24 protein-coding genes are annotated in these 24,483 nt (G+C 73.9%); 16 read left to right on the top strand and 8 right to left on the bottom strand.

Features of this window, described 5'->3' with window-relative positions:
• Window positions 1–186: 186 nt before the first annotated feature.
• The 10 genes from OHV05_RS09040 (at window position 187) to OHV05_RS08995 (ending at window position 10,261) form a co-directional block, all read left to right on the top strand.
• Window positions 187–2,040 carry a ricin-type beta-trefoil lectin domain protein gene (locus tag OHV05_RS09040; RefSeq protein ID WP_405017200.1) on the top strand — a complete coding sequence of 618 codons (1,854 nt, stop codon included), beginning with the start codon at window positions 187–189 and terminating at the stop codon, window positions 2,038–2,040.
• Window positions 2,041–2,150: 110 nt separating this feature from the next.
• Window positions 2,151–2,993, top strand: a complete 843-nt coding sequence (locus tag OHV05_RS09035; RefSeq protein WP_405017199.1) for a trypsin-like serine peptidase — start codon at window positions 2,151–2,153, stop codon at window positions 2,991–2,993.
• Between the two features lie 190 nt (window positions 2,994–3,183).
• Window positions 3,184–3,558, top strand: coding sequence for a sortase-dependent protein (locus tag OHV05_RS09030; protein WP_405017198.1), 375 nt, complete (start codon window positions 3,184–3,186; stop codon window positions 3,556–3,558).
• 79 nt (window positions 3,559–3,637) lie between these two features.
• On the top strand, window positions 3,638–4,225 hold the full coding sequence (locus tag OHV05_RS09025) for a class F sortase (protein ID WP_405017197.1): 588 nt from the start codon (window positions 3,638–3,640) through the stop codon (window positions 4,223–4,225).
• A gap of 81 nt (window positions 4,226–4,306) precedes the next feature.
• A complete protein-coding gene (locus OHV05_RS09020; RefSeq protein WP_405017196.1) occupies window positions 4,307–5,089 on the top strand; it encodes a hypothetical protein in 783 nt (260 codons plus the stop codon).
• Window positions 5,086–5,832: a two-component system response regulator CseB gene (cseB, locus tag OHV05_RS09015; RefSeq protein ID WP_405017195.1), complete on the top strand. Its 747-nt coding sequence runs from the start codon at window positions 5,086–5,088 to the stop codon at window positions 5,830–5,832. The genes OHV05_RS09020 and cseB overlap by 4 nt, the downstream gene beginning before the upstream one ends.
• On the top strand, window positions 5,829–7,049 hold the full coding sequence (locus tag OHV05_RS09010; RefSeq protein ID WP_405017194.1) for a sensor histidine kinase: 1,221 nt from the start codon (window positions 5,829–5,831) through the stop codon (window positions 7,047–7,049). Before cseB ends, OHV05_RS09010 begins: the two co-directional genes overlap by 4 nt.
• A gap of 57 nt (window positions 7,050–7,106) precedes the next feature.
• The gene (locus tag OHV05_RS09005; RefSeq protein WP_405017193.1) at window positions 7,107–7,754 is read left to right on the top strand and encodes a TetR/AcrR family transcriptional regulator; all 648 of its coding nucleotides are present in this window, start codon (window positions 7,107–7,109) and stop codon (window positions 7,752–7,754) included.
• Window positions 7,738–9,375: an acyl-CoA dehydrogenase family protein gene (locus tag OHV05_RS09000; protein WP_405017192.1), complete on the top strand. Its 1,638-nt coding sequence runs from the start codon at window positions 7,738–7,740 to the stop codon at window positions 9,373–9,375. The genes OHV05_RS09005 and OHV05_RS09000 overlap by 17 nt, the downstream gene beginning before the upstream one ends.
• Window positions 9,368–10,261 (top strand): amidohydrolase family protein, encoded by an 894-nt coding sequence (locus OHV05_RS08995; protein ID WP_405017191.1) that lies wholly within the window; start codon window positions 9,368–9,370, stop codon window positions 10,259–10,261. Before OHV05_RS09000 ends, OHV05_RS08995 begins: the two co-directional genes overlap by 8 nt.
• A 15-nt stretch (window positions 10,262–10,276) precedes the next feature.
• Here OHV05_RS08995 and OHV05_RS08990 read toward each other — a convergent pair whose 3' ends face one another.
• Complete coding sequence (locus OHV05_RS08990) at window positions 10,277–10,759, bottom strand: DUF2269 family protein (protein ID WP_403033084.1); 483 nt, start codon at window positions 10,757–10,759, stop codon at window positions 10,277–10,279.
• Between the two features lie 248 nt (window positions 10,760–11,007).
• On the opposite strand from OHV05_RS08990, the gene OHV05_RS08985 reads away from it, so the two are divergent.
• A complete protein-coding gene (locus tag OHV05_RS08985) occupies window positions 11,008–12,495 on the top strand; it encodes a choice-of-anchor A family protein (protein ID WP_405017190.1) in 1,488 nt (495 codons plus the stop codon).
• Between the two features lie 14 nt (window positions 12,496–12,509).
• On the opposite strand, the gene OHV05_RS08980 is transcribed toward OHV05_RS08985, so the two are convergent.
• Window positions 12,510–13,007, bottom strand: a complete 498-nt coding sequence (locus OHV05_RS08980; RefSeq protein ID WP_405017189.1) for a hypothetical protein — start codon at window positions 13,005–13,007, stop codon at window positions 12,510–12,512.
• Between the two features lie 154 nt (window positions 13,008–13,161).
• On the opposite strand from OHV05_RS08980, the gene OHV05_RS08975 reads away from it, so the two are divergent.
• From OHV05_RS08975 to OHV05_RS08960, 4 genes are read left to right on the top strand one after another with little or no spacing between them, the layout of a single operon-like run.
• Window positions 13,162–13,509, top strand: coding sequence for a CU044_2847 family protein (locus OHV05_RS08975; RefSeq protein WP_405017188.1), 348 nt, complete (start codon window positions 13,162–13,164; stop codon window positions 13,507–13,509).
• A gap of 9 nt (window positions 13,510–13,518) precedes the next feature.
• Window positions 13,519–15,333 (top strand): trypsin-like peptidase domain-containing protein, encoded by a 1,815-nt coding sequence (locus tag OHV05_RS08970; RefSeq protein WP_405017187.1) that lies wholly within the window; start codon window positions 13,519–13,521, stop codon window positions 15,331–15,333.
• A gap of 16 nt (window positions 15,334–15,349) precedes the next feature.
• A complete protein-coding gene (locus OHV05_RS08965; RefSeq protein WP_405017186.1) occupies window positions 15,350–16,357 on the top strand; it encodes an AAA family ATPase in 1,008 nt (335 codons plus the stop codon).
• Window positions 16,347–18,896, top strand: a complete 2,550-nt coding sequence (locus OHV05_RS08960) for an SAV_2336 N-terminal domain-related protein (protein WP_405017185.1) — start codon at window positions 16,347–16,349, stop codon at window positions 18,894–18,896. The genes OHV05_RS08965 and OHV05_RS08960 overlap by 11 nt, the downstream gene beginning before the upstream one ends.
• Here OHV05_RS08960 and kynU read toward each other — a convergent pair.
• Window positions 18,889–20,172 (bottom strand): kynureninase, encoded by a 1,284-nt coding sequence (kynU, locus tag OHV05_RS08955; protein WP_405017184.1) that lies wholly within the window; start codon window positions 20,170–20,172, stop codon window positions 18,889–18,891. The genes OHV05_RS08960 and kynU overlap by 8 nt on opposite strands.
• Window positions 20,169–21,002, bottom strand: a complete 834-nt coding sequence (locus tag OHV05_RS08950; protein ID WP_405017183.1) for a tryptophan 2,3-dioxygenase — start codon at window positions 21,000–21,002, stop codon at window positions 20,169–20,171. The genes kynU and OHV05_RS08950 overlap by 4 nt, the downstream gene beginning before the upstream one ends.
• Window positions 21,003–21,158: 156 nt before the next feature.
• On the opposite strand from OHV05_RS08950, the gene OHV05_RS08945 reads away from it, so the two are divergent.
• On the top strand, window positions 21,159–21,593 hold the full coding sequence (locus tag OHV05_RS08945; RefSeq protein WP_403033063.1) for an Lrp/AsnC family transcriptional regulator: 435 nt from the start codon (window positions 21,159–21,161) through the stop codon (window positions 21,591–21,593).
• A 7-nt stretch (window positions 21,594–21,600) separates the two neighbouring features.
• On the opposite strand, the gene OHV05_RS08940 is transcribed toward OHV05_RS08945, so the two are convergent.
• The 4 genes from OHV05_RS08940 to OHV05_RS08925 form a co-directional block, all read right to left on the bottom strand.
• A complete protein-coding gene (locus OHV05_RS08940; RefSeq protein WP_405017182.1) occupies window positions 21,601–22,236 on the bottom strand; it encodes a MarC family protein in 636 nt (211 codons plus the stop codon).
• Window positions 22,237–22,298: 62 nt separating this feature from the next.
• Window positions 22,299–22,697, bottom strand: coding sequence for a RidA family protein (locus OHV05_RS08935; RefSeq protein WP_403033057.1), 399 nt, complete (start codon window positions 22,695–22,697; stop codon window positions 22,299–22,301).
• On the bottom strand, window positions 22,694–23,464 hold the full coding sequence (locus tag OHV05_RS08930; RefSeq protein WP_405017181.1) for an IclR family transcriptional regulator: 771 nt from the start codon (window positions 23,462–23,464) through the stop codon (window positions 22,694–22,696). The genes OHV05_RS08935 and OHV05_RS08930 overlap by 4 nt, the downstream gene beginning before the upstream one ends.
• Entirely contained in the window at window positions 23,461–24,480 is a 1,020-nt protein-coding gene (locus OHV05_RS08925; protein ID WP_405017180.1) for a sugar kinase, read from the bottom strand. The genes OHV05_RS08930 and OHV05_RS08925 overlap by 4 nt, the downstream gene beginning before the upstream one ends.
• Between the last annotated feature and the right edge of the window lie 3 nt (window positions 24,481–24,483).

Genomic DNA, 24,483 nt, shown 5'->3' with positions numbered 1-24,483 from the left:
CCCGTCAAGAGTTCGGTTGGAAGGTTTCCTTACCGACTCGACGTCAACTCCCGAATCATGGTCGTGACGTGCGGGGCAGTGTGTGTTCGGAAATTGACGAAAGATCAGCGAATGGTCCAGACCTTGACGGCATCAGCCTCCAGGAGTTGAATCGGCGGCCGTCCCCCACCCCACAAGGAGTTCACCGTGCTCCGAATCCCCCGTGCCGCCACCGGCCTGCTCGCCGGGGCCCTGGTCGCCACCGGCCTGCTGGCCGCCGCCCCCACCGCCACCGCCGCCGGAGAGTCCGTCTCGGTCTGGCTCACCACCACCGACGACGCCGGCGGCCGCCACGTCACCCGCGGGCTCCAGCCCCAGGCCGCGGTCGCCTTCGCGGCCGGCAGCGGCGCCGGTCAGCAGATCACCGTGGACGAGAACGTCCGCTACCAGCAGTTCACCGGCGGCGGTGCCTCGTTCACCGACACCGCCGCCTGGCTGCTGAACAGCAGCGGCGCGCTCTCGGCGGCCACCCGGGACGCCACCATGCGCAAGCTGTTCTCGCCCACCGAGGGCATCGGCCTGTCGCTGACCCGCAACCCGATGGGCTCCTCCGACCTGGCCAGGTTCGGGTACACCTACGACGACCGCCCGGCCGGGCAGACCGACCCGAACCTGGCGAACTTCTCCGTCGCGCACGACCTGGCGGACGTGCTGCCGCTGACCAGGCAGGCCAAGCAGCTCAACCCGGCCCTCACCACGATCGCCAGCCCGTGGACCGCCCCGGCCTGGATGAAGGACAGCGGCACCCTGAACGGCGGCTGGCTGAAGTCCGAGTACTACGCCGCGTACGCCCAGTACTTCACCAAGTACGTGCAGGCGTACCAAGCCCAGGGCGTGCCGGTGGACTACCTCACCGTGCAGAACGAGCCGACCTGCTGCGGTGGTTACCCGTCGATGAGCTGGAACGGCTCCGGCCTGGCGTACTTCACCAAGAACAACCTGCTGCCCGCCCTGCAGACGGCCGGGCTGACCAGTAAGGTGCTCGCGCTGGACTGGAACTGGGACCAGTACGCGGGCTACGGCGCCCCGGTGGTGGACGATCCGGCGATCCGCAGCCACCCCAACTTCGGCGGCATCGCCTGGCACGGCTACGGCGGTGACGTGGCGACCCAGACCGCCGTGCACGACCAGTACCCCGGGGTGGACGCCTTCGGCACCGAGCACTCCGGCGGCACCTGGATCGCCGACCAGCAGCGCGAGGACATGCGCAACATCATCGACTACACCCGCAACTGGGCGAAGTCGGTGACCAAGTGGAGCCTGGCGGTGGACCAGAACATGGGCCCGCACTACGGCGGTTGCGGCACCTGCACCGGGCTGGTCACGGTGCAGAACGGCGGCAGCCGGGCCGGGCAGGTGGACTACACGGTGGAGTACTACACCATGGGCCACCTGACCAAGTTCGTCCGCCCGGGCGCGTACCGGATCGCCTCCTCCGCCAACTCGGCGGTGCCGAACGTGGCTTGGCGCAATCCGGACGGTTCGAAGGCGCTGATCGCGTACAACGACAGCGGCTCCGCCCAGAGCATCCGGGTCAACTGGGGCGGCCAGAGCTTCGGTTACCAGCTCCCGGCGAAGACCTCGGCGACCTTCACCTGGAACGGCGGGCAGAGCGGCGGCGGTGGCGGCCGGATCACCGGGCTGGCCGGCAAGTGCCTGGACGTGGCGGGCGCGAGCAGCGCCAACGGGACCGCCGTGCAGCTCTACGACTGCAACGGCACCCCCGCGCAGACCTGGACGGCCGGGGCGGACGGCTCGGTGCGCGCGCTCGGCAAGTGCCTGGACGTGGCGTCCGCGAGCAGTGCGGACGGGGCCAAGGTCCAGCTCTGGGACTGCAACGGCAGCGCGGCGCAGACCTGGGCCCCGAACCCGGACGGCACCCTGCGGGCACTCGGCAAGTGCCTGGACGTGACCGGGAACAACTCGGCGAACGGGACGCCGACCCAGCTGTGGACCTGCTTCGGCGGGGCCAACCAGCGCTGGACCTGGCCCGCCGCCTGATCGCCCCGGTGCGGGGGTGGCGCGGCCAACTGGCTTGTCCTGAAGAGGCATTGACAAAAGGTCATGTGCACGCCAGCTTGGTTTCACCCCCACACCGAGAGGCAGTTCTCATGAGGAAGCCGCTCATCGGAGCATCCTGTTCGCTCCTGCTCGCCGGAGCCGCCGGGCTCACCGGCCTCACCCCCGCCTTCGCCGCCCAGCCCCCCGCCGCCACCGTCGCCGCGGTGGACTTCGCGGGCACCGTGGCGCTCAGCAACTGCTCCGGATCGCTGATCCGGATGCCGAGTTCGGCCGCCACCGACCCGGCGCTGGTCCTCTCCAACGGCCACTGCCTGGAGACCGGCTTCCCGGCGGCCGGCCAGGTGCTGACCAACCGCAGCTCCAGCCGGACCTTCTCGCTGCTCAACTCCTCGGGCAGCAAGGTCGCCACCCTGCGTGCCAACAAGATGGTCTACGGCACGATGACCGACACCGACGTGTCGATCTACCAGCTGAACACCACCTACGCGGCGATCAAGAGCTCGTACGGGATCAACCCGCTGACCGTGGCCGCCACCCACCCCGTCGCGGGGACCGCGATCAAGGTGGTCTCCGGCTACTGGAAGAAGATCTACTCCTGCAACGCCGACGCCTTCGTCTACCGGCTGAAGGAGGGCGCGTGGACCTGGAAGGACTCCATGCGCTACACCTCCAGCTGCAACACCATCGGCGGCACCTCCGGTTCCCCGGTGGTCGACGTCGCCAGCGGGCAGGTGGTCGCGGTGAACAACACCGGCAACGAGGACGGTGCGCGCTGCACCGACAACAACCCCTGCGAGGTGGACCAGAACGGCACCGTGACGGTCCGTCAGGGCATCAACTACGCCCAGCAGACCTACCTCATCCCCGGCTGCTTCGGCCCGGGCAACGTGCTGGCGCTCACCAAGGCGGGCTGCGCGCTCCCCAAGCCGTGACGCCCAAGCCGTGATCCCCAAGCCGTGACCCCCGGCCCGGCCGGAGCCGGGACGGTCCGGCCGACTGTTACAGAGTCGGCCGGGGACCGTTACACCTCCGGCCGGGCACCGTGAGGTCGGGTTCCTAACGTCTGCCGTACCGACTACCGGCCACCGGGCCGGGAGTGGTGAGCATTCGGGAGGAACTCTCATGGCAGGTACCACGACCGTCCGCCGCACCCTGCGCCTCGCACTGGTCTCGGCCGGCGTCGCCGGCGTGCTGGCGCTCTCCGGTCCGGCCGCCTTCGCCGACGGTTCGCCGTCGCCGACCCCGTCCGCGGTGCCCTCGGGCCCCGCGGTGTCGGCTCCGCCGACCACCGGTGTGAAGCCGACCGCTGCGCCGAGCACGCCCGCCAAGGGCGGGGACGCGCAGGTCAAGGTGGTGCCCAAGGGCGGGGCGCAGACCGGTGAGGCCGACAGTGGCACCTCCACCGGCACCCTGGTGGCCGGCTCGGGCCTGGCCGCCGTGGGTGCGGCCGGGATCGGCTTCGCCATCGTGCGTCGCCGTGCCGGCGCACGGGGCTAGGGGCAGCCGCCGTCGCCGCCGTCGTCCCCTGTGGGCGCCGGCGGCCACGGCCGGCGCCCTCGCTCTGACCACCGGGATCGTGCTGCTCGGCGGTTCCCCCGACCGGCCGCCGGTGCGGATCAGCACCGCCCTGTCGGCCCCGGTCGACCCGCAGCCGGCCACCGTCCCGCCGGGCACCGCTCCGCCGGGTACCGCTCCCGGCCGGGCCGCGACCGGGACGGTCGCCCCGCCGGTCCACCTGACCATCCCCCGGATGGGCGTGGACGCACCGGTCGAGGCGAGCGGCCTGAACGCGGACGGCACCGTGGAGGTCCCGCCGATGGACCGCCCCGGCCAGGTCGGCTGGTACCGCAACGGCCCCGCCCCGGGCCAGACCGGCCCGGCGGTGCTGCTCGGCCACCTGGACACCCGCAAGGGCCCGGCGGTCTTCGGCCGGATCCGCGAGCTGAGACCGGGGGACCGGATCGACCTCCGCCGCCAGGACGGCAGCGGCGTCTCGTTCCGGGTGCGCGAGCTGCGGCAGTTCCCCAAGAGCGAGTTCCCCACCGAGCTGGTCTACGGCGAGACCGACACCCCGCAGCTGCGGCTGATCACCTGCGGCGGCTCGCTGGCCGGGAACGGGCACTACACCGACAACATCATCGTCCTCGCGGACCTGATCCCCTGAGGGACCGTCGGGCCGGGGCTCCCCGCCGGTCGGGCAGACTGTGGACCACCGACCCGCCGCTCCCCGAAAGGCGCACCCCACGTGAGGACCTGGCTCAGCCGCACCGCCCTGGCCTGGGGCGTCGTCGTAGCGGCGGCGGTCGCGGCCGTCACCGGCTGCGGCGCCGCCGGGCAGTTGCACGACGCCGGCCAGGCCCGCCCGGTGGCGATCCGTCCGAGCGCCCAACTGCTCTGGGCCGCCGCCGGGACGGCCCCGACCGCGGCGCCCGAGGCGTCCGGGTCGGTGCCGCCGCCGACGGCCCTGCCGGGGCCCGCCGTACCGGGGGACGACATCGGCGCCGTCGATCCCCGGCAGGTGCTGGAGCAGGACCCGGCCCTGCGGGACGAGGAACGGAAGGCGCTGACCGGGTGTCAGGGGTGCACCGTGCGCTCCGCGCACTACCGCGACCTGAGCGGGGACGGCCGGGCGGAGCTGATCACCGCCGTGCTGACCGGCGCCGAGGCGGGCTACCTGCACGTCTACACCCTGCGGGACGGGCGGCTGTACGCGGCGCTGGCCCAACGGGTGGTGGCCGGCTTCACGGCCGAGACGGCGGGGCAGGACCTGATCGTGCACGAGCCCAACAGCGCGCAGGACGGGACGGTCACCACCTACCGCTGGACGGACGTCCGGCTGGCCCCGGTCGACCGGAGGATCACCGGCCCGGCGGCCGACGCCACCCTCTGCGAGCCGGTCGGGGTGCTGCCCTCGGCCGCGCCGACCAGCCGTCCGAAGGGGATCACCCCGGAGCCGAAGGTCTCGGTCTTCCCGTTCCCCACCTCCGTCAAGGGCACCGGCCCCGTCCCGGTGAAGCCGACCTCATGACCAGTCAGGTGAGCACCCCTGTGAGCAGCCCCGCCCCCGCCACCCCGCGCATCCTGCTGGTCGAGGACGACGAGGTGATCCGCGAGGCGACCCGGATGGCGCTGGAGCGCTACGGGTTCCCGGTCGACACCGCCGCCGACGGGCTGGAGGGCCTGGAGAGCTTCCGCGCGCGGCGGCCGGACATCCTGCTGCTCGACGTGATGCTGCCGCTGCTCGACGGCGTCGGGCTGTGCCGGCGGATCCGGGAGGAGAGCCAGCTGCCGATCCTGATGATGTCGGCCCGCACCGAGCCGATCGACGTCGTCTCCGGTCTGGAGGCCGGGGCCGACGACTACATCACCAAGCCCTTCGAGACCGCCGTGCTGGTGGCCCGGATCCGTACCGTGCTGCGCCGCACCAGGGCCGTCGTGGCCGAACCGCCCACCGAGGCCCCGGTGCCCGAACCCTCGCGCGCCGTCCGGGTGATCGACGAGCTGGAGGTCGACACCGAGGCGATGGAGGTCCGGGTGGCGGGTCGTCAGGTGCCGCTCACCCCGACCGAACTGCGGCTGCTGCTGGAGTTCACCGCCGCGCCCGGCATCGTGCTGGAGCGGCAGACCCTGCTGGAGCGGGTCTGGGACTACTCCTGGGGCGCCGACAGCCGGGTGGTGGACGTGCACGTGCAGCGCCTGCGCGCCAAGATCGGCGCGGCCAGGATCGAGACCATCCGGGGCTTCGGCTACAAGCTGCGGCGGTCCGGGTGAACCTGCGCCGTCAGATCGCCGCGACCGTCGCCCTGGTCTCCTTCCTGGTCGCCGTCACCGTCGGGCTGCTGGTGCACCGGGCCTCGGTCGCCCAGCACGTCGAGCAGTCCAGGAAGTCGGCCGAGAACGCCCTCGACTCGGTGCTGTCCGGCTACGCCCGCAACGGTGACCTGGTCGGCTGGAACGCCGCCGTCGACGACCCCGGACTCCCGGCGGAGCTGCGCCGGCTGGCCGAGCGCGGCCACCGGGGATCGCTGCTCGGACCCGGCGCCGACGGCACCGTGATGTGGGCCGCCGGCGGGATCGGCACCGGCGCCCAGCCGGTCCAGGTGGTCTCGGTCCGGGTGGACTACGCCGACGACGAGCGGGCCGTCGCCCAGCTCGACCGGACCATCCTGATCTCGGCCACGCTGTCCGTCGCGGTCACCGTGCTGGCCGGGGTGTTCGCCGCCGACCGGATCAGCAGCCGGCTGCGGACGGCCGCCGTCACCGCCCGCAGCATCGCCCAGGGCGACCTGACGGCCCGGATCGGATCGCTCGGCCGCCCGCGCGACGAGGTGGCCGAACTCGCGGCGGCGGTGGACTCGATGTCGGCGGTGCTGAGCACCAAGCTGGCCAACGAGCAGCGCTTCACCGCCGACGTCGCGCACGAGCTGCGCACCCCGCTGACCGGCCTGCTGACCGCGGCCGAACTCCTCCCGCCCGGCCGTCCGACCGAGTTGGTGCAGGGCCGGGTCCGGGTGCTGCGCAGCCTGACCGAGGACCTGCTGGAGGTCTCCCGGCTGGACGCCGGGGCGGACCGCCCGGAGCTCTCGGTGGTGCCGCTCGGTCCGGTGGTGGCCCGGATGGTGGCGGCCACCGGATCGCCGACCGAGCTGCTGGTGGAGTCGGACGCGCAGGTCAGCACCGACGTCCGCCGGCTCGACCGGATCGTCGCGAACCTGGTCGCCAACGCCCACCGGCACGGCGGCGCCCCCGTCCTGGTCCGGGTGGACGGTGCCACCCTGACGGTCCGTGACCACGGGCCCGGCTTCCCGGAAGCGATCCTCCGGGAGGGCCCGCAGCGGTTCCGCACCGGTGCCCGGGAGCGGGGCCACGGCCACGGCCTGGGCCTCACCATCGCGCAGGGCCACGCCGAGGCCCTCGGCATCACGCTGCACCTGCGCAACGACCCGGCCGGCGGTGCCGTCGCCGAGCTGCGGCTGCCGCCGGGCTGACCCCCCGGCCGGCCGGGGCCCTGGCCGAAGCCGTGAATCAGTGCTTCAATCCTTGCTGTGGCATACCGACGCACCCCCGCCGTACAGGCCCGGCTGGACGCCCAGCGCGTGGTCGTGCTGGCCGCCGCCGTGGACCTGCTGGCCGAACGCGGCTACGCGGGCTGCTCGATGGCCGCCGTGGCGGACCGGGCCGGGATCGCCACCGGCAGCATGTACCGCTACTTCGCGGGCAAGGCCGAGCTCGCGGTCGAGCTGTTCCGGGTCGTGGTGCTCCGCGAGGTGGCCGCCGTCGAACTGGCCGTCGCCAAGGCGGCGGCGGACGGCGCGGGGCCGCACGGGCGGGTCGCCGCCGTGGTGCGGACCTTCGCGGCTCGGGCGCTCAGGTCGCCCCGGCTGGCCTACGCCCTGCTGGCCGAACCGGCCGACCAGGTGGTGGACGCCGAGCGGCTGGTCTTCCGACAGGCGTTCCGCGACCTGATCGCCGCCCAGATCGCCCCGGCCGTCGCCGACGGCCGACTCCCGGAGCAGGACGTCCGGTTGACCGCGGCCGCCCTGGTCGGCGCGATCGGCGAGGCGCTGGTCGGCCCGCTCGCGGCGGGCCAGGCCCAGGACGACCTGATCCCCGCTCTGGTCACCTTCACCCAGCGCGCCCTCGGGGGCGTCAACGCCGATGCCCCGGGAGGGCACAGTGCCGATCACGCATGAGGTCACCAACCAGGTGCCCGACCTGTACGGCCACGACGTGGCCGCCGATCCGACCCTGCTGGCCGCCCTGCACCGGGCCGGCGCGGGCTGGGCCGAGCCCGGGCTGCACACCCTGGGGCGGCTGGCCGGCACCGAACAGGCCGCCGACTGGGGCCGGTTGGCGAACGACAACCCGCCGGTGCTGCGCACCCACGACCGGTACGGGCACCGGATCGACGAGGTGGAGTTCCACCCCGCCTGGCACCGGCTGATGACCGTCGCGGTCGAGCACGGCCTGCACGCCGCCCCCTGGGCGGACGGCCGGCCCGGCGCGCACACCGCCCGAGCCGCCGGGTTCTACGTCTGGGGCCAGGTCGAGGCCGGGCACAGCTGCCCGGTCTCGATGACCTACGCCGCCGTCCCCGCCCTCCGGGCCACCCCCGAACTGGCCGCGCAGTACGAGCCGTTGCTGACCGCCACCGCGTACGACTTCGGTCTGCGCGAGCCGCACGGCAAGCGCGGGCTGATCGCGGGCATGTCGATGACCGAGAAGCAGGGCGGCTCGGACGTCCGGTCCAACACCACCACCGCGACCCCGCACTCCGACGGCACGTACCGGATCACCGGCCACAAGTGGTTCACCTCGGCCCCGATGTCGGACCTGTTCCTGACGCTGGCCCAGGCGCCGGGCGGGCTGAGCTGCTTCCTGCTGCCCCGGGTGCTGCCGGACGGGAGCCGGAACCGGCTGCTGATCCAGCGGCTCAAGGAGAAGCTCGGCAACCGCTCGAACGCCTCCGCCGAGCTGGAGTACGACGGAGCGGTCGGCTGGCTGGTCGGCGAGGAGGGCCGGGGCGTGCCGACCATCATCGAGATGGTCAACATGACCCGGCTGGACTGCACCCTGGGCGCCGCCTCCGGGATGCGGCTCGGCGCGGTCCGCGCGCTGCACCACACCACCCACCGGCGGGCGTTCGGCGCCGCGCTGGTGGACCAGCCGCTGATGCGCAACGTGCTGGCCGACCTGGTGGTCGAGTCCGAGGCGGCCACCGCCGTCGCCCTGCGGCTGGCCGAGGCCACCGACCGGGCGCTGGCGGGGGACGAGCAGGAGGTGCTGGTCCGGCGGCTCGGGCTGGCGGCGGCCAAGTACTGGGTCTGCAAGCGCGGTCCGATGCACGCGGCCGAGGCGCTGGAGTGCTTCGGCGGCAACGGGTACGTGGAGGAGTCCGGGATGCCCCGGCTCTACCGGGAGGCCCCGCTGGTCTCGATCTGGGAGGGCTCCGGCAACGTCGCGGCGTTGGACGCGCTGCGGGCGATGGCCCGCCGCCCGGAGACGGTGCAGGCCCTGTTCACCGAGCTGGCGGCGGCCGCCGGGGCCGACCGCCGGCTGGACGAGGCGGTGGCCGTGCTGCGCAAGGAGCTCGGTGACACCGCCGAGATCGAGTACCGCACCCGGCGGCTGGTCGAGCGGATCGCGCTGGTCTTCCAGGGCTCGCTGCTGGTCCGGTACGGCGACCCGGCGGTGGCCGACGCGTTCTGCGCCTCCCGGCTGGGCGGCGACCACGGCGGCGCCTTCGGCACTCTGCCGACCGGGGTGGACACCGCGGCGGTGCTGGCCAGGGCGGAGGCCGTGCCGGGTGTCTGAGGCGGACGAAGTCCGGGATTTCTGGCGGGAGTTGGGCCTGCCGGGGCTGGTCGACGTGCACACCCACTTCATGCCGGAGCGGGTGCTCGCCAAGGTCTGGGCCTACTTCGACGCGGCCGGACCGCTGACCGGGCGGCCCTGGCCGATCTCCTACCGGCACGAGGAGCAGCAACGGCTGGACCAGCTGCGGGAGTTCGGGGTCCGGGCGTTCACCGCGATGCTCTACCCGCACAAGCCCGGGATGGCCGCCTGGCTGAACGGCTGGGCCGCCGACTTCGCCGCCCGCACCCCGGACTGCCTGCACACCGCGACCTGCTTCCCGGAGCCGGCCGCCGAGGAGTACGTCGGCCGGGCGCTGGCGGACGGCGCCCGGGTGTTCAAGATGCATCTGCAGGTGGGTGGTTACGACCCGACCGATCCGCTGCTGGACGGGGTCTGGGGCCGGCTCGCGGAGGCCGGGACGCCGGTGGTCACGCACTGCGGTTCCGGCCCGGTGCCCGGCAAGCACACCGGTCCCGGTCCGATCGGCGAGGTGCTGGCCCGGCATCCCCGGCTCCGGCTGGTGGTGGCCCACCTGGGCCTGCCCGAGTACCGGGAGTTCCTCGACCTGGCCGAGCGGTATCCGGAGGTCCGGCTGGACACCACCATGGCGTTCACCGACTTCACCGAGGAACTCTCGCCGTTCCCGAGGGAGTTGCTGCCCCGGCTGGCCGAGCTGGGGGACCGGGTGCTGCTCGGCACCGACTTCCCGAACATCCCCTACCGCTATCTGCACCAGTTGCAGGCACTGGCCGGGCTCGGCCTGGGAGAGGACTGGCTGCGGGCGGTCTGCCACGACAACGCCGCCCGGCTGTTCGGGCTGGACCCAGCCGGCGGGCCGGGCTGATCCTTTGTCGGGAGGTCAGGCGCCGGTCGTCGAGCCCGGGCGGATCACCATCAGGACCACCACCACGGCCCACAGCAGGTTGAAGACACCGGCGGTCATCGGCAGCAGGCGCAGGCCCTTGGTGGCGCGGCTCCGCTCGTCCGGGTTCTCCGGTGCGTCCAACGCGTCCACGGTGGCCTGCTGGCCGGGGACCACCGAGAGCAGCATCAGGCCGGCCGCGACGGCGGTCAGTACGGTCGAGACGATCACCCAGGGGTCGCCCATCACGCCCATCACCTGGGCGGTGCCGATGCCGAGCAGCGGGACGGCCAGGCCGAGCAGTGCGTAGACCTGGGTGATCCGGTGCAGCAGCCGGACCGAGGCGGCGGCCTGGAGCTGCTCGGGGCCCTCGGTCAGCGCGGCCTGCGCCCGGCGCGGGAACATGCTCACCGCGACGGCCACCGGGCCGATGAACAGCACCGAGGCCAGCACGTGCAGGCTGAGCAGCAGCTTGGCCATGGGGGGTTCCTTCCGAAGACCGATCGACTGCCGAACCTAACACCCGGTCGGCGTAGTCCCGTGCGGTGGGTCGGGTCCCCGGTCCGGTCGTTCGAAGGACCGGACGGGGACTGACGGCGTGTCGGATCAAACCGGGACGAAACGGGGCATTGAATAGGCCGGTCGAGCCGCCTTCCGGCGGGAGCACCGTCGATCGGAGCAATCACGTGCGCCATGTCCCGGTCCAACCGGCTCCGCACCGCTCGCCCGTGGGCCGACGGCTGGCCCTGGTGGCGGCGGCCGCCGTGCTGCCGGTGGCGGCGCTGAGCGTGCTGGTGAGTGCCGCCCCGCTCGCCCCACCGCTCGGGCCGTGCAGCGGACCGAACTGCCCGAGCGTCTGGCCGCCGCCGAACAACGGCGACGTGGTCGGCCGGGACGCCACCATCAACGTCTTCGTCGGTGGCGACTACACGGTCCTGGGCCGGGCAGCCGAGGTCGAGGGCAAGGTGGTCACGATCGGCGACCTGACGGTCGACAAGGAGGGTGGCGGCCTGTTCAACATGGGTGTGGCCGGGGTCGGTTCACGGGTGGTGCCGCCGGACGGCAGCGACTTCGTCACCGTCGGCGGCAACGTCACGGTGGGGCCGACCGACACCGTCGAGGTCGGCGGGGCCACCAACTCACTCGGCGATCTGGCCTTCGGCAACCTCCGCTTCGGCGGCACCCTGACCGGTAACGTCAACGTGGTCCCGACCGGCCAGGAGATCCAGGACGCGAACGCCAAGAACCAGTACGCCGGGCTCACCGCCCAGATCGGCGAACTCTCCACCTGTACGGGCAGCGCGACCGCCAACGGCGTGGTGACGGTCGACGGCAACCAGGTCACCTTCACCGGGGACGGCACCAGCGCCCGTCAGATCTTCAACGTGCCCGGGAACATCGGGTCGTTGGGCACTGCGGCCGACCTGGTCATCACGGGCATCCCGGCCGGGGCCACCGTGGTGATCAACATGCTCGGCGCCACCCCGGTCATCAACACCAACACCGGTACCGGGCTGGCCGGTGACCCGTTCACCGAGCTGCGCCCGCGGCTGATGTGGAACTTCCCGAACGCCACCAGCGTGCGGATCATGGGCGGCGCCCAGTTCCAGGGCTCGATGATGGCCGCCAACCCGGCCGGGACCACGATCCTCAGCACGCCGGGCTTCAACGGCCGGGTCTACCTGGCGGGCAACCTGGTGCAGACCGGGAGCAGCGGGAGCGAGGTGCACAACTACCCGTTCGACGGGGACCTGCCGGAGTGCGCCACGCCGACGCCGACGCCCACGCCCACGCCGACCCCGACTCCCACCCCGACTCCCACGCCGACTCCCACGCCGACCCCGACTCCCACCCCGACTCCCACGCCGACGCCGACGCCGACCCCGACGCCGACACCCACCCCGACGCCGACACCCACCCCGACCCCGACTCCCACGCCGACCCCGACACCCACCCCGACGCCGACTCCCACGCCGACGCCGACACCCACGCCCAGTCCGTCCGGGAGCACTCCGGCCCCCAGCAGCACCAGCCCGGCATCGGAGACTTCCAGTACCGGGCCGAGCACCTCCACGTCGGCGAGCGCGAGCGGCGGCGCCGAACTCCCGGGTACCGGTGCGGGTACGGCCGCCCCGCTCGGCCTGGCGGCCGGTGGGCTGGTCACGGCCGGCGGGGTCGCGTTCTGGGTCGCCCGCCGTCGGGGCCGCCACAGCTGACCCGCCCGCGAGGCTCAGTGCTCCGCGAAGAACCGTTCCACGCTGTCGCGCCGGTCGGCGAACTCACCGAGGGGTTCGCCGACCACCCGGCCGGCCAGCTCGACGGCCAGCATGCCGACGTCGGCGCGGAGTTCGAGCTCGGCCAGCTCGCGGTCGACCGACAGCGCGGCCCGGCCGGCCGCCACCAGGGACTCCCGTTCGGCCAGCCCCTCGGCCCGGGCCGCCGCGACCAGGGCGGCGCCCTCCTCGGCGGCCTCCTGGCGGATCCGGGCGGCTTCGTGGTGGGCTTCGTTGAGCACCCGGCGGTACTCGGCGTAGGTCTCCCGGGCCTCGGCCCGGAGGTCCTCGGCGCGTTCGAGCTTGCCCTCGGTGGCCTCGCGGCGGTCGGCCAACGTCCGCTCCAGGCGCGGGAACAGCACCTTGCCGAGCACCAACAGGATCACGGCGAACAGGGCGAGGCCGAGCAGCAGCGTGGCCTTGTCCGGGTTGAGTGGGCCGATGTCTATGTCCATACCAGAACTTTACGATCTGATGTCCCGTCATGTCCGGTGAGTGGAAGTTCCGGTACGGAAAGGCTCGGTCGGAACCGGTGCGCGCGGGGCCACGCTGTGCGACGATCACGGGACGTCCGTACGGTGGTCCGACCAACGCTCGGTGGGGGAAGTCTTGTCGGAGTACACGGAGTTCGTGACCGCCGAGGGTGCGGTGGTCCGGGTCGAGCGGCAGTACCCGAGTGCCGGCCTGGACGAGTACGGGATGCGGCCGGTCGGCCGGGGTTCGGCCGCCGCCGGGGTCGAGCGGGCGGGTGAGACCTTCGAACAGGCGCTGGCGGGGGTCAGGGCGGCCGCCGGGTCCGCGCTCGCGGTGTTCCGGGACGGCAGCCTGAAGCCGGACGCGGTGGAGATCGAGTTCGGGGTCAAACTCACGGCCGAGGCCGGGGCGTTGATCGCCCGGACGGCGGCCGAGGCGCATCTCACCGTCAGACTCAGCTGGGCGCCCGGACGCCAGGACTGAGCCCGCCCGATGGCGAACCCGTACTGGCTGGCCCGGATCAGCGTCGGCGGGCCCGAGCCGACCGTGGGCGCGGGGGTGCTGGTCACCGACCGGCTGGTGCTGACCTGCGCGCACGTGGTGCACGGCCGGGCCACCGCCGAGGTCCGGCTGGTCAACCGGCCCGACCATCCCGAACTGTCGGCCACCGTGCTGCGCCGTGGTCCGTGGCCGAGCGGGCGGCACGGCCGGGACGGCACCGGGGACGTGGCCGTGCTGGAGCTGGCCGCCCCGGTGCCCGAACGGGTCGCCCGCCCCGCGCCGTTCGCCCCGTTGCACCACTGGGACCGGCCGCCCTACCCCGGCCTGACCGCGCACGGCTTCCCGCTCGACCACGAGGCCGGCCGGAGCAGCGAGATCCGGCCGACCAGGGGCGGCATGCTGATCGGCGGTGAGCTGGTCCAGCTGGAGCACGACACCCACGGCATGCCGCTGTCGCCGGGCTTCAGCGGCGGCCCGGTGGTGGACTCGGCCAGCGGTGAGCTGGTCGGCATCGTGACGGCGGCCCAGGACACCCTGGACCGTCCGCCGGCGCCGGGCCGGGACGGCAGGGTCCGCCCCGCCGTCCGGCTCGGCCAGATGCTGCCGATCGGCGTACTGGCCCGGTACGTCCCCGAGTTGGCCGACCTGATCCCGGGGGCCGCCCTCCCGGCCGACCAGGTGCGGGAGTTGCGGACCCTGGTGACGGCGGCCGGGCCGGCGGCCGACCCGCTGGAGCTGTACCGGGCGGCCACCGCCGCGCAGGGCCTGCTCGACCCGCCGACCCGGCCCGGCACGCTCTGGGAGACCTGCTGGTACCTGCTCTCCGAGGTCACCGACGCACCGGGCGCCGCCCACCACCCGGTCCGCGAGTTCGCCGGACTGCTGGCCGCCTCGGCCACCGACCCGGCGCAGCGCGAGCGGCTGGAGCGACTGGCGGCCGGCGCGGACGGCGGCCGGACCACCGGGGAGCGGTGGCGGCCGATCCTGGTCGAGATCGGCCACAGCGGCGCGGGCCGGGGCAAGTTCACCGTCGGGGTCCGTACGGTGCGCGGCGGCGACTACGGGCCGCCCCGGCTGCGGACGCTCGGACGGTCGGCGCTGCAGGGCGAGGTGCTGGCCGAGATCGACCGGCAGCTCGGCCTGCTGGCCGCGGACGACTCCGAGCTGATCGTGTTCGTGCTGCCGCGCACCCTGCTCACCGTGCCGGTGCACGGGTGGACCGGGAAGCGGTCGTTCGGCCCGATCGGTGCCGACCACGCCGTGGTGGTGGTGGACCGGCAGCGCCGGGACAGCGCGGTGGACCGCCGCAGGCTGGAGATGAACTGGGCGCTCCGGCAGGCCGAACGGAGCACCGTGGTGCACCGGGTGGACTGCGCGGAACCCGGCGAGCCCCGGGTGCTCTACCACCTGCTCGGCCCGGTCGAACGCCCGCACCTGCCGGCCCTGCCCGGCCTGCCGAAGGGGCGGCCGCACGGCCCGCTGCTGGACGCCGCGCTGAGCGCCGGGGCGCACGCGGTGATCTGGCCGGAGTGGACCTGCGGTGAACGGCACCACCCCGGGCAGAACTGCCGGGGCAGCCGCTTCACTGCCAGACTGGCGGTGGAGCTGGCCGGCACCCCTCCGGGGGAACTGCCTTCCAGGATCAAGGAATTGCGCCACCAGGCGGAGGAGAGCGGGGACCCGGCCGGGCACTGGGCGGCCGGCCTGGTCCTGCTCTGGGAGGATCCGCAGCTGCTGCCCAGCCCGCACCGACCGTTCCCGGTCGCCCCGACCAACCGTCAGCCCCGCCCCGGTGCGGGTCAGTAGCAGGAGAGTCAGCACGATGCCGCTGCAACGCATCTACCGGGGCGCCGAGCACCCCCACGACGGCCTGGCCGACCTGCCCGGGCCGCCGCCCTGGCGCGCCTTCGACGGCGGCCCCGAGCTGGACACCCCGGCGGCCGCCGCCGATCCGGGCGCCGCCTCGGCCGGACACCGGGCCGCCACCTTCCGCCCCACCCCGGAGACCGTCGAACTGGTCAACGCCGCCCTGCACCTGCGCCGCCCGCTGCTGGTCACCGGCCCGCCCGGCAGCGGCAAGTCCAGCCTCCCGTACGCGGTGGCCCGGGAGTTGGGCCTCGGCCCGGTGCTCCGCTGGAACATCACCAGCCGCAGCGCCCTGCGCGACGGCCTCTACCAGTACGACCCGCTGTCCCGGCTGTACGCCGCCAACCAGGCGGGCCCGGACGGCGGGGGCGGCGGCCTGGAGGAACACCTGCGGCTCGGCCCGCTGGGCACCGCGCTGCTGCCGTACCGGCGACCCCGGGTGCTGCTGATCGACGAGATCGACAAGGGCGACCTGGACCTGCCGAACGACCTGCTGCACGTGCTGGAGGACGGCCAGTACGAGATCGACGAACTGGTCCGGGCCGCACCGCAGTTGCCCCAGGCCGAGGTGCTCACCGCAGACGGGCTGAGCCGGGCGCCGGTGCGCGGCGGGCGGGTGCGCTGCCGGGCGTTCCCGTTCACCGTGCTGACCAGCAACGCCGAGCGGGAGTTCCCGGCCGCCTTCCTGCGCCGCTGCGTGGTGCTGGAGCTGCGCCGGCCCGAGGGCGGCGAGCTGGAGGAGATCGTCCGCTCGCACCTCCCGGCGGCCGACCACGTCCTGGTGGCCGAGATCCTCCAGGTCTTCCTGGACCGGCGGGCCGAGGGCGAGCTGGCCACCGACCAGCTGCTGAACGCGATCTACCTGACCGCCCGTCCGGAACTCGCCGACCAGGCCGACCGGGCGGCGCTGGCCGCCCGGGTGATGCCCTATCTGAGCAGAGGCCGGGACGACGATGACTTCTGAGCGGCGGGGAGCCCTGGACCGGCTCGCCGCCCTGCTCACCGGTCTGGGCCGCCCCGATCCCGACCCGGTCGAGCTGGCCGAGCTGCTCTGGCTGGCGGTCCGGAGCGAGCGCACCCCGGACGGCGGCCCGGCCGACCGGCCGGACGGGCGGGCCGCACCCGGCGGTCCCGGGCCGGACGGACCGTCACCCGGCCGCCGGCCCGAGCCGGCCGGCCCGCTGCTGCCGCTGCACCTGCCGGTCGCCGACCCGGCCGACGGCACGGCCGCCGCCGGTACGGTGGCCACCCCGAGCGCGCCGATGCTGGCCCGCCCGCTCGACCTGCAGCGGGCGCTGCGTCCGCTCAAGCGCCGGGTACCCGACCCGCACCGGGCCCTGCTGGACGAGGACGCCACCGCCGACCGGCTGGCGGAGGCGCTGCGCGGCCCCGCGCCGGTGCACTGGCTGCCGGTGCTGCGCCCCAGCACCGAGCGCTGGCTGAGCCTGCGGCTGGTGCTGGACTGCGGCCCGACCATGGCGCTCTGGCGGCCGCTGGCCCGCGAGTTCGCCCTGCTGCTGCGGCAGACCGGCGCGTTCCGCCAGGTCGGCTCGGCCCGGCTGACCGCCGACGGCGCGCTGACCGGGGCGCAGCCCGGCCCACGGGTGGTCACCCTGCTGATCAGCGACGGCATGGGCCCGCAGTGGCGGCCGGGGCCGGCGGGGGAGCGGTGGTACCGGACGCTGGGCGCGCTGCTGCGGCGCGGTCCGGTGGCGGTGGTCCAGCCGCTGCCCGAGCGGCTCTGGCCGCTGACCGCGCTGCCCGCCGTGCCCGGGGTGCTCGCCGCCCCGGCCGCCGGGGTGGCCAACGCCGGGTACGCCTTCCGGCCGCTGGAGCATCCGGTCGGCCCGGGACCGGTGCTGCCGGTGCTGGAGGCCGACCCGGAGTGGCTGGCCAACTGGGCCACCCTGGTCGGCAGTTCGGGTGGCGCCGAGGTGGTCGGTGCGGCGCTGCGGATCGGTCCGGTGCCGACCGGTACCGCGGGTGCCCCGACCGCCGACCCGACCGGCCTGGACGCCGAGGAGCTGGTCCGGCGGTTCCGGGCGGTCGCCTCCCGGGAGGCGTACACACTGGCCGGGCTGGCCGCGCTCACCACGCCCGCGCTGCCGGTGCTGCGGCTGCTGCAACGGGCCGCGTTCGCCCGGCCCCGGCCGCAGCAGCTGGCCGAGCTGGTGGTGAGCGGGCTGCTGACCGAACGGCCCGGCCATCAGGACCGGTTCGACTTCCGGCCGGGCGTCCGGGACCTGCTGGTGCACACGCTGCCCAGGTCGGTCACCCACCAGGCGGTCGGGCTGCTGATCCGGGTCGGCGAACAGATCGCCGCCCGGGCCGGGCTGGTGCCGAACGAGCTGGCCGCGATCGCCGCCACCGACACCGAGGGCGCCCCGCTCACCGCCGAGACCCGTCCGTTCGCCCTGGTCAGTCCGGCGGCGCTGGGCATCGTCGGACTGCGCGAGCCGGCCGCCGCCCCCGCCGCCGGGACGGCCAGGATCGGCCCGCACGGCGCCCGGGCCGTACTGCTGGCGCTGGCCCCCGACCGGGCCGGGGCGGCCGAGCTGCGCGAACTGGTCACCGCCCTGGGCAATCCGGAGCAGGTCGGGATGCGCCCCGACCACATCTGGCTGGGGCTGGACGAGGTGGCGGACTTCCGGCGCGCGCTGCGCCGGGCGGAGCAGGAGGCCGACAGCATCCTGCTGGTCTACCTCTCCGGCACCCCGGCCGGAGTGGAGGGGCTGTTGGGGGAGCTGCTCGGCCGGCACCCCCGGCTGGTGCTGATGCTCGACCTGGTCGGCGGCGCCGCACCGGAACTCTCCCAGCCCCGGGTGGTGATGCTCCGCCGGCCGTCCGACCGCTCGCTGGCCGCGGTGTGCAACGAGGTGCTCAGGACCGGCCGGTTCGGCGGCCCGCCCGAGCTGGACCTGCGGGACTTCGCGACCGAGCTGGCCGAACGCGCCGACCCCGGAGTACGGCTCCAGGTCGAACTGCCGGAGCCGATGCTGTTCACCCGCAACCCGGCCGGGCAGCGCTACTGCTACCTGGGCCGGGCACCCGGCGACGACCCCGCCGTGGACCGGTTCGTGGCCGATCTCGGCGAGGAGGTCTGGCAGTTGACCGACCTGGCGGTGGCGACCCGGCAGCCGGGCGCGGTGGCCCGCTGCGAGGTGTTCGTCCCGCTGTACGAGCGGGAGTACTTCCGCAGCTCCCGGTGCGGCCGGGAGTGGGCCGCCTTCGCCCGCCGGACGGACCTGTCCCGGGGTTTCGTCCCGGTCTTCGGCCGTCCGGTCGGCCACCTCGAACTGCCGTACACCGCACGGCAGCTGAACTATCGGGACCAGCAGTACGGGGACGACTACGCCCGGCTCGGCCTGTTCGGCCTGCCGCAGCAGCAGTACGAGCTCGCCGTGCACCGGATCGCCGCCCGGATCGTCGAGGTGGCCGAGCGGCACCGCATCCCGCCCGGCCACCCGGTCGGGCTGGCCGCCCTCCCGAACGCGTTCAGGTGACCTCGCCGCGCCGCCCGAACCGCTCCTCGCGCCACTCCTCGGACTCCAGAACCTCGGTCAACTGCCGCGCTGCATCCCAGACTTCGGTGTACGACAGATAGAGCGGGGTGAAGCCGAACCGCATCAGGTCCGGAGCCCGGAAGTCGCCGATCACCCCGCGCGCGATCAGCGCCTGCACCACCGGGTAGCCGTCCGGGTGCCGGAGCGCCACCTGACTGCCCCGCCTGCCCGGCTCGCGCGGGGTGACCACCTCGACGCCGTACTCGGCCAGTGGCTCGACCAGTTCGATGAACAGCTCGGTCAGCGCCAGGCTCTTCGCCCGCACCTCGGCCAGGTCCACCTGCTCCCAGATCTCCAGGCTGGACTCCAGCGCGGCCTGCCCGAGCAGCGACGGCGAGCTGGTGAGGAACCGGCCGATGCCCGGCACCGGCTGGTAGCCCGGCTCGAAGTCGAACGGCCGGGCGTGGCCGAACCAGCCGCTGAGCGGCTGCGCCGCCTCGGCGAGGTGACGCTCCGCCACGTACAGGAAGGCCGGTGAACCGGGGCCGCTGTTCAGGTACTTGTAGGTGCAGCCGACCGCGAAGTCGACGCCGTTCGCGTCCAGCTCGACCGGCAGCGCGCCGACCGCGTGGCAGACGTCCCAGACCATCAGCGCACCGGCCGCCTGGACCTGGCGGGTGACGGCGGGCAGGTCGAGCAGCTCGCCGGTGCGGTAGTCGACCAGCGAGAGCAGCACCACGGCGGTGTCCGGCCCGAGGTGGTCGGCCAACCGGTCGGCGGAGTCGATCAGTTCGGTGCGGGCGCCGCCGTCGGTCAGCGAGCCGACGCCCTCGGCGATGTACAGGTCGGTCGGGAAGGCGGCCCGCTCGGCCAGCACGGTGGACCGGCCCGGCCGCAGCCGGAGCGCGGCGGCGAGCACCTTGAACAGGTTGACGGAGGTGGTGTCGCAGACCACCACCTGGCCGGCGGCGGCCCCGAGCAGCGGGGCCACCCTGGCCCCGAGGGTGTGCGGCTTGGCGAACCAGCCCGCCTCGTTCCAGCTGCGGATCAGCTGCTGCCCCCACTCCTGCTCGACCACCTGCCGCACCCGTTCGGGGGTACGGGCCGGGAGCACGCCGAGCGAGTTGCCGTCCAGGTAGACGACCCCCTCGGGCAGCACGAACTCGGCCCGGAAGCGGGCCAGCGGGTCGGCGGCGTCGAGCGCGGCGCACTCCTCGCGGGTGCGGGTCACGGCGGTGCGGGGCGCAGCGGTGGCGTTCACGGGGGTGGCGTTCACAGGGCGTTCCTCACGGTCCACAGCTCGGGGAAGACGTCCTGGTCGGCCGACTCCTTGAGCCAGCTCAGGCCGCTCGACCCACCGGTGCCGGGCTTCGCGCCCATCGAGCGCTTGACGGCCGAGTAGTGCCGCTGGCGCCAGCGGGTCACCCGCTCGGCGGTGTCCAGCAGCGATTCGCCGAGCCGGGCCAGGTCGGCCAGCGCCGGGTCGGTGTAGACCTGCCGCCAGGCCGCCTCGACCTGCTCGGTCGGCCGGTAGCGGGCCGGGCCGCCGGTCACGTCCACCGCCAGCCCGCGCCGGGAGAGCAGCGCCAGCACCTCGTCGTACAGGCTCGGGGTCTCCAGCGCGGCGGTCAGCTCGGCGTGCACGGTGGGCACGCCCTGGTACATCGCCAGCAGCCGCTCGCTCTTGTTGCCGAGCAGGAACTCCAGCCGGAGGAAGGCCGAGGACTGGAAGCCGCTGGCCTCGCCGAGCACCGGCCGGAAGGCGTTGAACTCCAGCGGGGTCATGGTGGCCAGCAGGTCCCAGGAGTTCACCAGCACGTCCTGGGTGTGCTGCCCGCGCCGCAGGGCGGCCAGCGCCGAGGTCAGGTCGTCCTCGCGCAGGGCGTGCTGGGCGGTGGTCCAGTCGTGTCGCAGCAGGTCGAACAGCAGCTCCATCACCTGGGTGCTGATGATGAACGACAGCTCGGCGTCCACCTTGCTGCGCGGGTGCTGCAGGCTGTGCAGCACGTCCAGCCGGACGTAGTTGGCGTAGGGCGTGCCGACCTCGGGCTCGTCGGCCGGGCCGAAGCTGAGTTTGGGCGTACTGACCTCGGACTGACCCGGCATGGTTCCTCCTGTGCTCACACCACCCGCCTCTGGGCGGCCCCCATTGTGCGGCGGGCGGGCCGCCGGATTGAATGGGCGACGGATGCGGGATCGGCCGGTCGGCCTTTCAGGCGGAAGGTCTTTTCCGCTCTGGCCTGCCGAACGGAAAGGACCGCCATGGATGCCGTGGACCGACTGCTGCTGGCCGAACTGCAGGCTGATGCCAGGCTCTCCTACAACGAGCTGTCCCGCAGGGTCAGACTCTCCTCGCCGGCGGTCGCCGAACGGGTCCGGCGACTGGAGGCGGACGGGGTGATCAGCGGCTACCACGCGCACGTCGACCCGGACCGGGCCGGGCTGAAGGTCACCGCGCTGGTGCAGATCCAGTGCTACGGCCCGCGCTGCGTGCTGCGCGACCCGGAGGTGGCCGGCTGGCCCGAGGTGCTCCAGCTGCACCGGGTGACCGGCGGGGCCTGCTGCGCGCTGCTGGTGGCGGTGGCCGGGATGGCCGAGTTCGAGCAGCTGATCGACCGGCTCGGCGGGTACGGGCAGCCGTCCAGCTCGATGATCCTCTCCAGCCCGGTGCCCTGGCGCCCGGTGCAGGTGCCCTGACGCTGGCTCAGCCGTGCCCGAGGCCCAGGGTGACCAGCTCGTCCAGCCCGGACATGAACATCTCGACGCCGACCGCCGCCAGCAGCAGCCCGAGCAGCCGGGACAGCACCTCCAGCGAGGTCTGGTGCGAGCGCCGCAGCGGCTTGGAGAGCACCAGGACGCAGACGCAGTTCAGCGCCACCACCGCGAGGTAGGCCAGCGCCATCGTGGTGTGCCAGCCCCAGGTGTCCTTCTGCAGCGAGCCGACCATCACGGCGGTGATCGCCAGCGGGCTGGCGATGTACGGCAGCAGCAGCTCGCGCAGCCCGTCCACCAGCGGGTTGGGCAGGTGGTCGTCCTCCTTGGGGGCGCCGCCCAGGTGGATGCCGAGCACCAGGGCGACCGCGTAGATGAAGAAGATCACCCCGCCGGCCAGCCGCAGCGACCAGTCGCTGATGTGGAACAGGTCGGTCAGGAAGTCCGCCGAGTAGGCCATCGCGACGCCGATCACCGCACCCATCAGGGTGGCCACCAGGGTCAGCCGGACCAGCTCCCGGTGCCCCCGGTCCCGGGCCAGGTGAGCGAAGGTCAGCAGCACCTTGGGCGGCCCCACCACCGCGAACAGGGTGATGAAGGCACTGCTCAGGTCGAAGGCTTCGGACATCCCCCCCAGCATGCGTCAGCGGGGACGCAGGCTCGTGGCGCCGCGCCCCCGCTGACGACGGTTCAGCCGATCACGGCCTGGGCGTCGATCTCCACCAGCATCGCCTCGTGCGGCAGCTCCACGAAGATCGTGGTCCGGCACGGCTTCACGCCGTTGCCCACGTGCTTGTCGATGAACTCGCCGTAGACCTCGTTCATCAGGGCGAAGTCCGCCCGCTTGGTCAGGTAGACCCGGAAGCTCACCACGTCCTCGACGGTGGCGCCGCCCGCCTCCAGCACCGCCCGGACGTTCTCCAGGGTGCGCAGGGTCTGCGCCTTCACGTCACCCGGGTAGAGGTACTCGGAGGTGGCCGGGTCCTGCGGCCCCTGGCCGGAGACCTGGAGGATCGGGCCCTTGCGGACCCCCTGGGAGAACACCCAGGCGGGTGCGGGGGCGTCGGTGGTACGGACTTCGGTCTTCATGCGTCCCGTCCTGGGGCAGTGGGGTCGGTCCAGCCGCAGTCGGCTGAGATCGCGGTGGTGGTGGCCCGGAGCCGCGGCAGCAGCGCCAGGACCTGGTCGTACGGCAGCAGCACGTCCGGCACCGAGACCGAGGCGGCCGCGACCACCCGGCCGGTGGCGTCCCGGACCGGGGCGGCCACGCAGTTGATGAACGACTCGTGCTCGGCGTGGTCCTGTGCCCACCCCTGCGCCGCCACCGTCTCCAGCTCGGCCAGCAGCGCGGCCGGGGTGGTCAGGGTGTGCGCGGTGTACGGGGTGTACTCCAGGCCCTCGGCGATCGCCCGGCGCTCGGACCGCGGCAGGTCGGCGAGCAGCACCTTGGAGACCGCCGCGCAGTGCAGGGCGGCCCGCAGGCCGATCCGGGAGTACATCCTGACGGGGTGCCGGGAGTCGTACTTGTCGATGTAGACCACCTCGCCGCCCTCGTACGCGGCCAGGTGCACGGTCTGACCGGTGGCCGCGTTCAGCTCGCGCAGGTGCGGGGCGGCGACGGTGCGGATGCCACGCTGCTCCAGCGCCTGGCCGGCCAGCGCGAACAGCTGCGGCCCGAGCCGGTAGCGGTGGGCGGCGTCGCGCTGGACGATCCGCTCCTCCTCCATCGGGCGGAGCAGTCGCAGCGCGGTGCTCTTGTGCACGTCCAGCACGGCCGCCAACTGTTCCAGGCTGCGCTCGCCCTCGCCGAGCTCGGCCAGCAGGCGCATCGCCCGGGCGACGGTGGAGCTGCTCATGCCGAGGCCGTCCGGAAGCCGTCCGGGCCGACCTCGGTGGCGGCCCAGGCCGCCTCGTCGGCGGCCAGCAGGGCGTCGACCACGGCGGCGGGCGGCAGCCCGCCCAGGTCGCCCCGGACGGTGAGCGCGGCGGCGGCGGACAGGTGGCCGAGCCGCAGCCGCTGACGCTCCGGCAGCTCCCGCAGGGTGCCGGCGAGATAGCCCGCGGCGAACGCGTCGCCCGCGCCGGTCGGCTCCACCACCGCGACCCGCAGGGCGGGCTCGGCCACCGTCGAGCCGTCCTGGGCGATCGAGGTGGAGCGGTGCGCGTCGTCCTTGAGCACGATCACCCCGGGGCGGGGGAGCAGCTTGCGCAGCCCGGCCGGGTCGTCGGTGCCGAGCACCTCGCGGGCCTCGTCGGCGCCGAGCAGCACGATGGTGGCGGCGTTCATCAGGAAGCGCAGTGCCTGCCGGTCCCGACCGGCCCAGAGCGCGGGGCGCCAGTTCAGGTCGAAGCTGACGGTCCGTCCGGGCGCGCCGAGCAGGGTGCGCACCAGCCGGTGGCAGCTGTCCGAGAGCGCGGGGGTGATGCCGGTCAGGTGGATCAGCGGTGCGGCGGCCAGCAGCGGTGCGGCGGCCGGCTCGGCGAGCAGCTCGGGCCCCATCGCGGAGGCGGCCGAACCGCGCCGGTAGTAGTGCATCCGGCTGCGCCCGGCGCCCAGGTCGTGCGGGTGGTCCAGGCCCGAACCGGTCTCCTTGACGTACAGGCCGGTCGGCCGGGCGGGGTCGGCGAGCACGGCGGAGGTGTCCACCCCGTGCGCCGCGATCCGCTCGACCAGGTGCCGCCCGAAGCCGTCGGCGCCGACCCGGCTCACCCAGGCGGCGGGCACCCCGAGCGCGGCCAGCCCGCAGGCGACGTTGGACTCGGCGCCGCCGAAGCTGCGGCGGAAGCCGTCGGCGTGTTCCAGTGGTCCCGGGCTCTCGGGAATCAGCACGGCCATCGACTCACCGAGGCAGACGGCGGGCGGGGGAGTCACTCG

Source organism: Kitasatospora sp. NBC_00070 (assembly GCF_045041205.1).
In the GTDB taxonomy this organism is placed as follows: Bacteria; Actinomycetota; Actinomycetes; order Streptomycetales; family Streptomycetaceae; genus Kitasatospora.
Note: the sequence above shows the minus strand (reverse complement) of the source record. Positions and strands in the feature narration are given on the sequence as shown.

Bases quoted from the DNA above. Each gene is read 5' to 3' on its own strand.
- OHV05_RS09035 (WP_405017199.1), top strand. From the start codon at position 2,151: ATGAGGAAGCCGCTCATCGGAGCATCCTGTTCGCTCCTGCTCGCCGGA.
- OHV05_RS09030 (WP_405017198.1), top strand. From the start codon at position 3,184: ATGGCAGGTACCACGACCGTCCGCCGCACCCTGCGCCTCGCACTGGTC.
- cseB (WP_405017195.1), top strand. From the start codon at position 5,086: ATGACCAGTCAGGTGAGCACCCCTGTGAGCAGCCCCGCCCCCGCCACC.
- OHV05_RS08990 (WP_403033084.1), bottom strand. From the start codon at position 10,759: ATGGCCAAGCTGCTGCTCAGCCTGCACGTGCTGGCCTCGGTGCTGTTC.
- OHV05_RS08980 (WP_405017189.1), bottom strand. From the start codon at position 13,007: ATGGACATAGACATCGGCCCACTCAACCCGGACAAGGCCACGCTGCTG.
- OHV05_RS08970 (WP_405017187.1), top strand. From the start codon at position 13,519: ATGGCGAACCCGTACTGGCTGGCCCGGATCAGCGTCGGCGGGCCCGAG.
- OHV05_RS08965 (WP_405017186.1), top strand. From the start codon at position 15,350: ATGCCGCTGCAACGCATCTACCGGGGCGCCGAGCACCCCCACGACGGC.
- OHV05_RS08960 (WP_405017185.1), top strand. From the start codon at position 16,347: ATGACTTCTGAGCGGCGGGGAGCCCTGGACCGGCTCGCCGCCCTGCTC.
- OHV05_RS08950 (WP_405017183.1), bottom strand. From the start codon at position 21,002: ATGCCGGGTCAGTCCGAGGTCAGTACGCCCAAACTCAGCTTCGGCCCG.
- OHV05_RS08945 (WP_403033063.1), top strand. From the start codon at position 21,159: ATGGATGCCGTGGACCGACTGCTGCTGGCCGAACTGCAGGCTGATGCC.
- OHV05_RS08940 (WP_405017182.1), bottom strand. From the start codon at position 22,236: ATGTCCGAAGCCTTCGACCTGAGCAGTGCCTTCATCACCCTGTTCGCG.
- OHV05_RS08935 (WP_403033057.1), bottom strand. From the start codon at position 22,697: ATGAAGACCGAAGTCCGTACCACCGACGCCCCCGCACCCGCCTGGGTG.
- OHV05_RS08930 (WP_405017181.1), bottom strand. From the start codon at position 23,464: ATGAGCAGCTCCACCGTCGCCCGGGCGATGCGCCTGCTGGCCGAGCTC.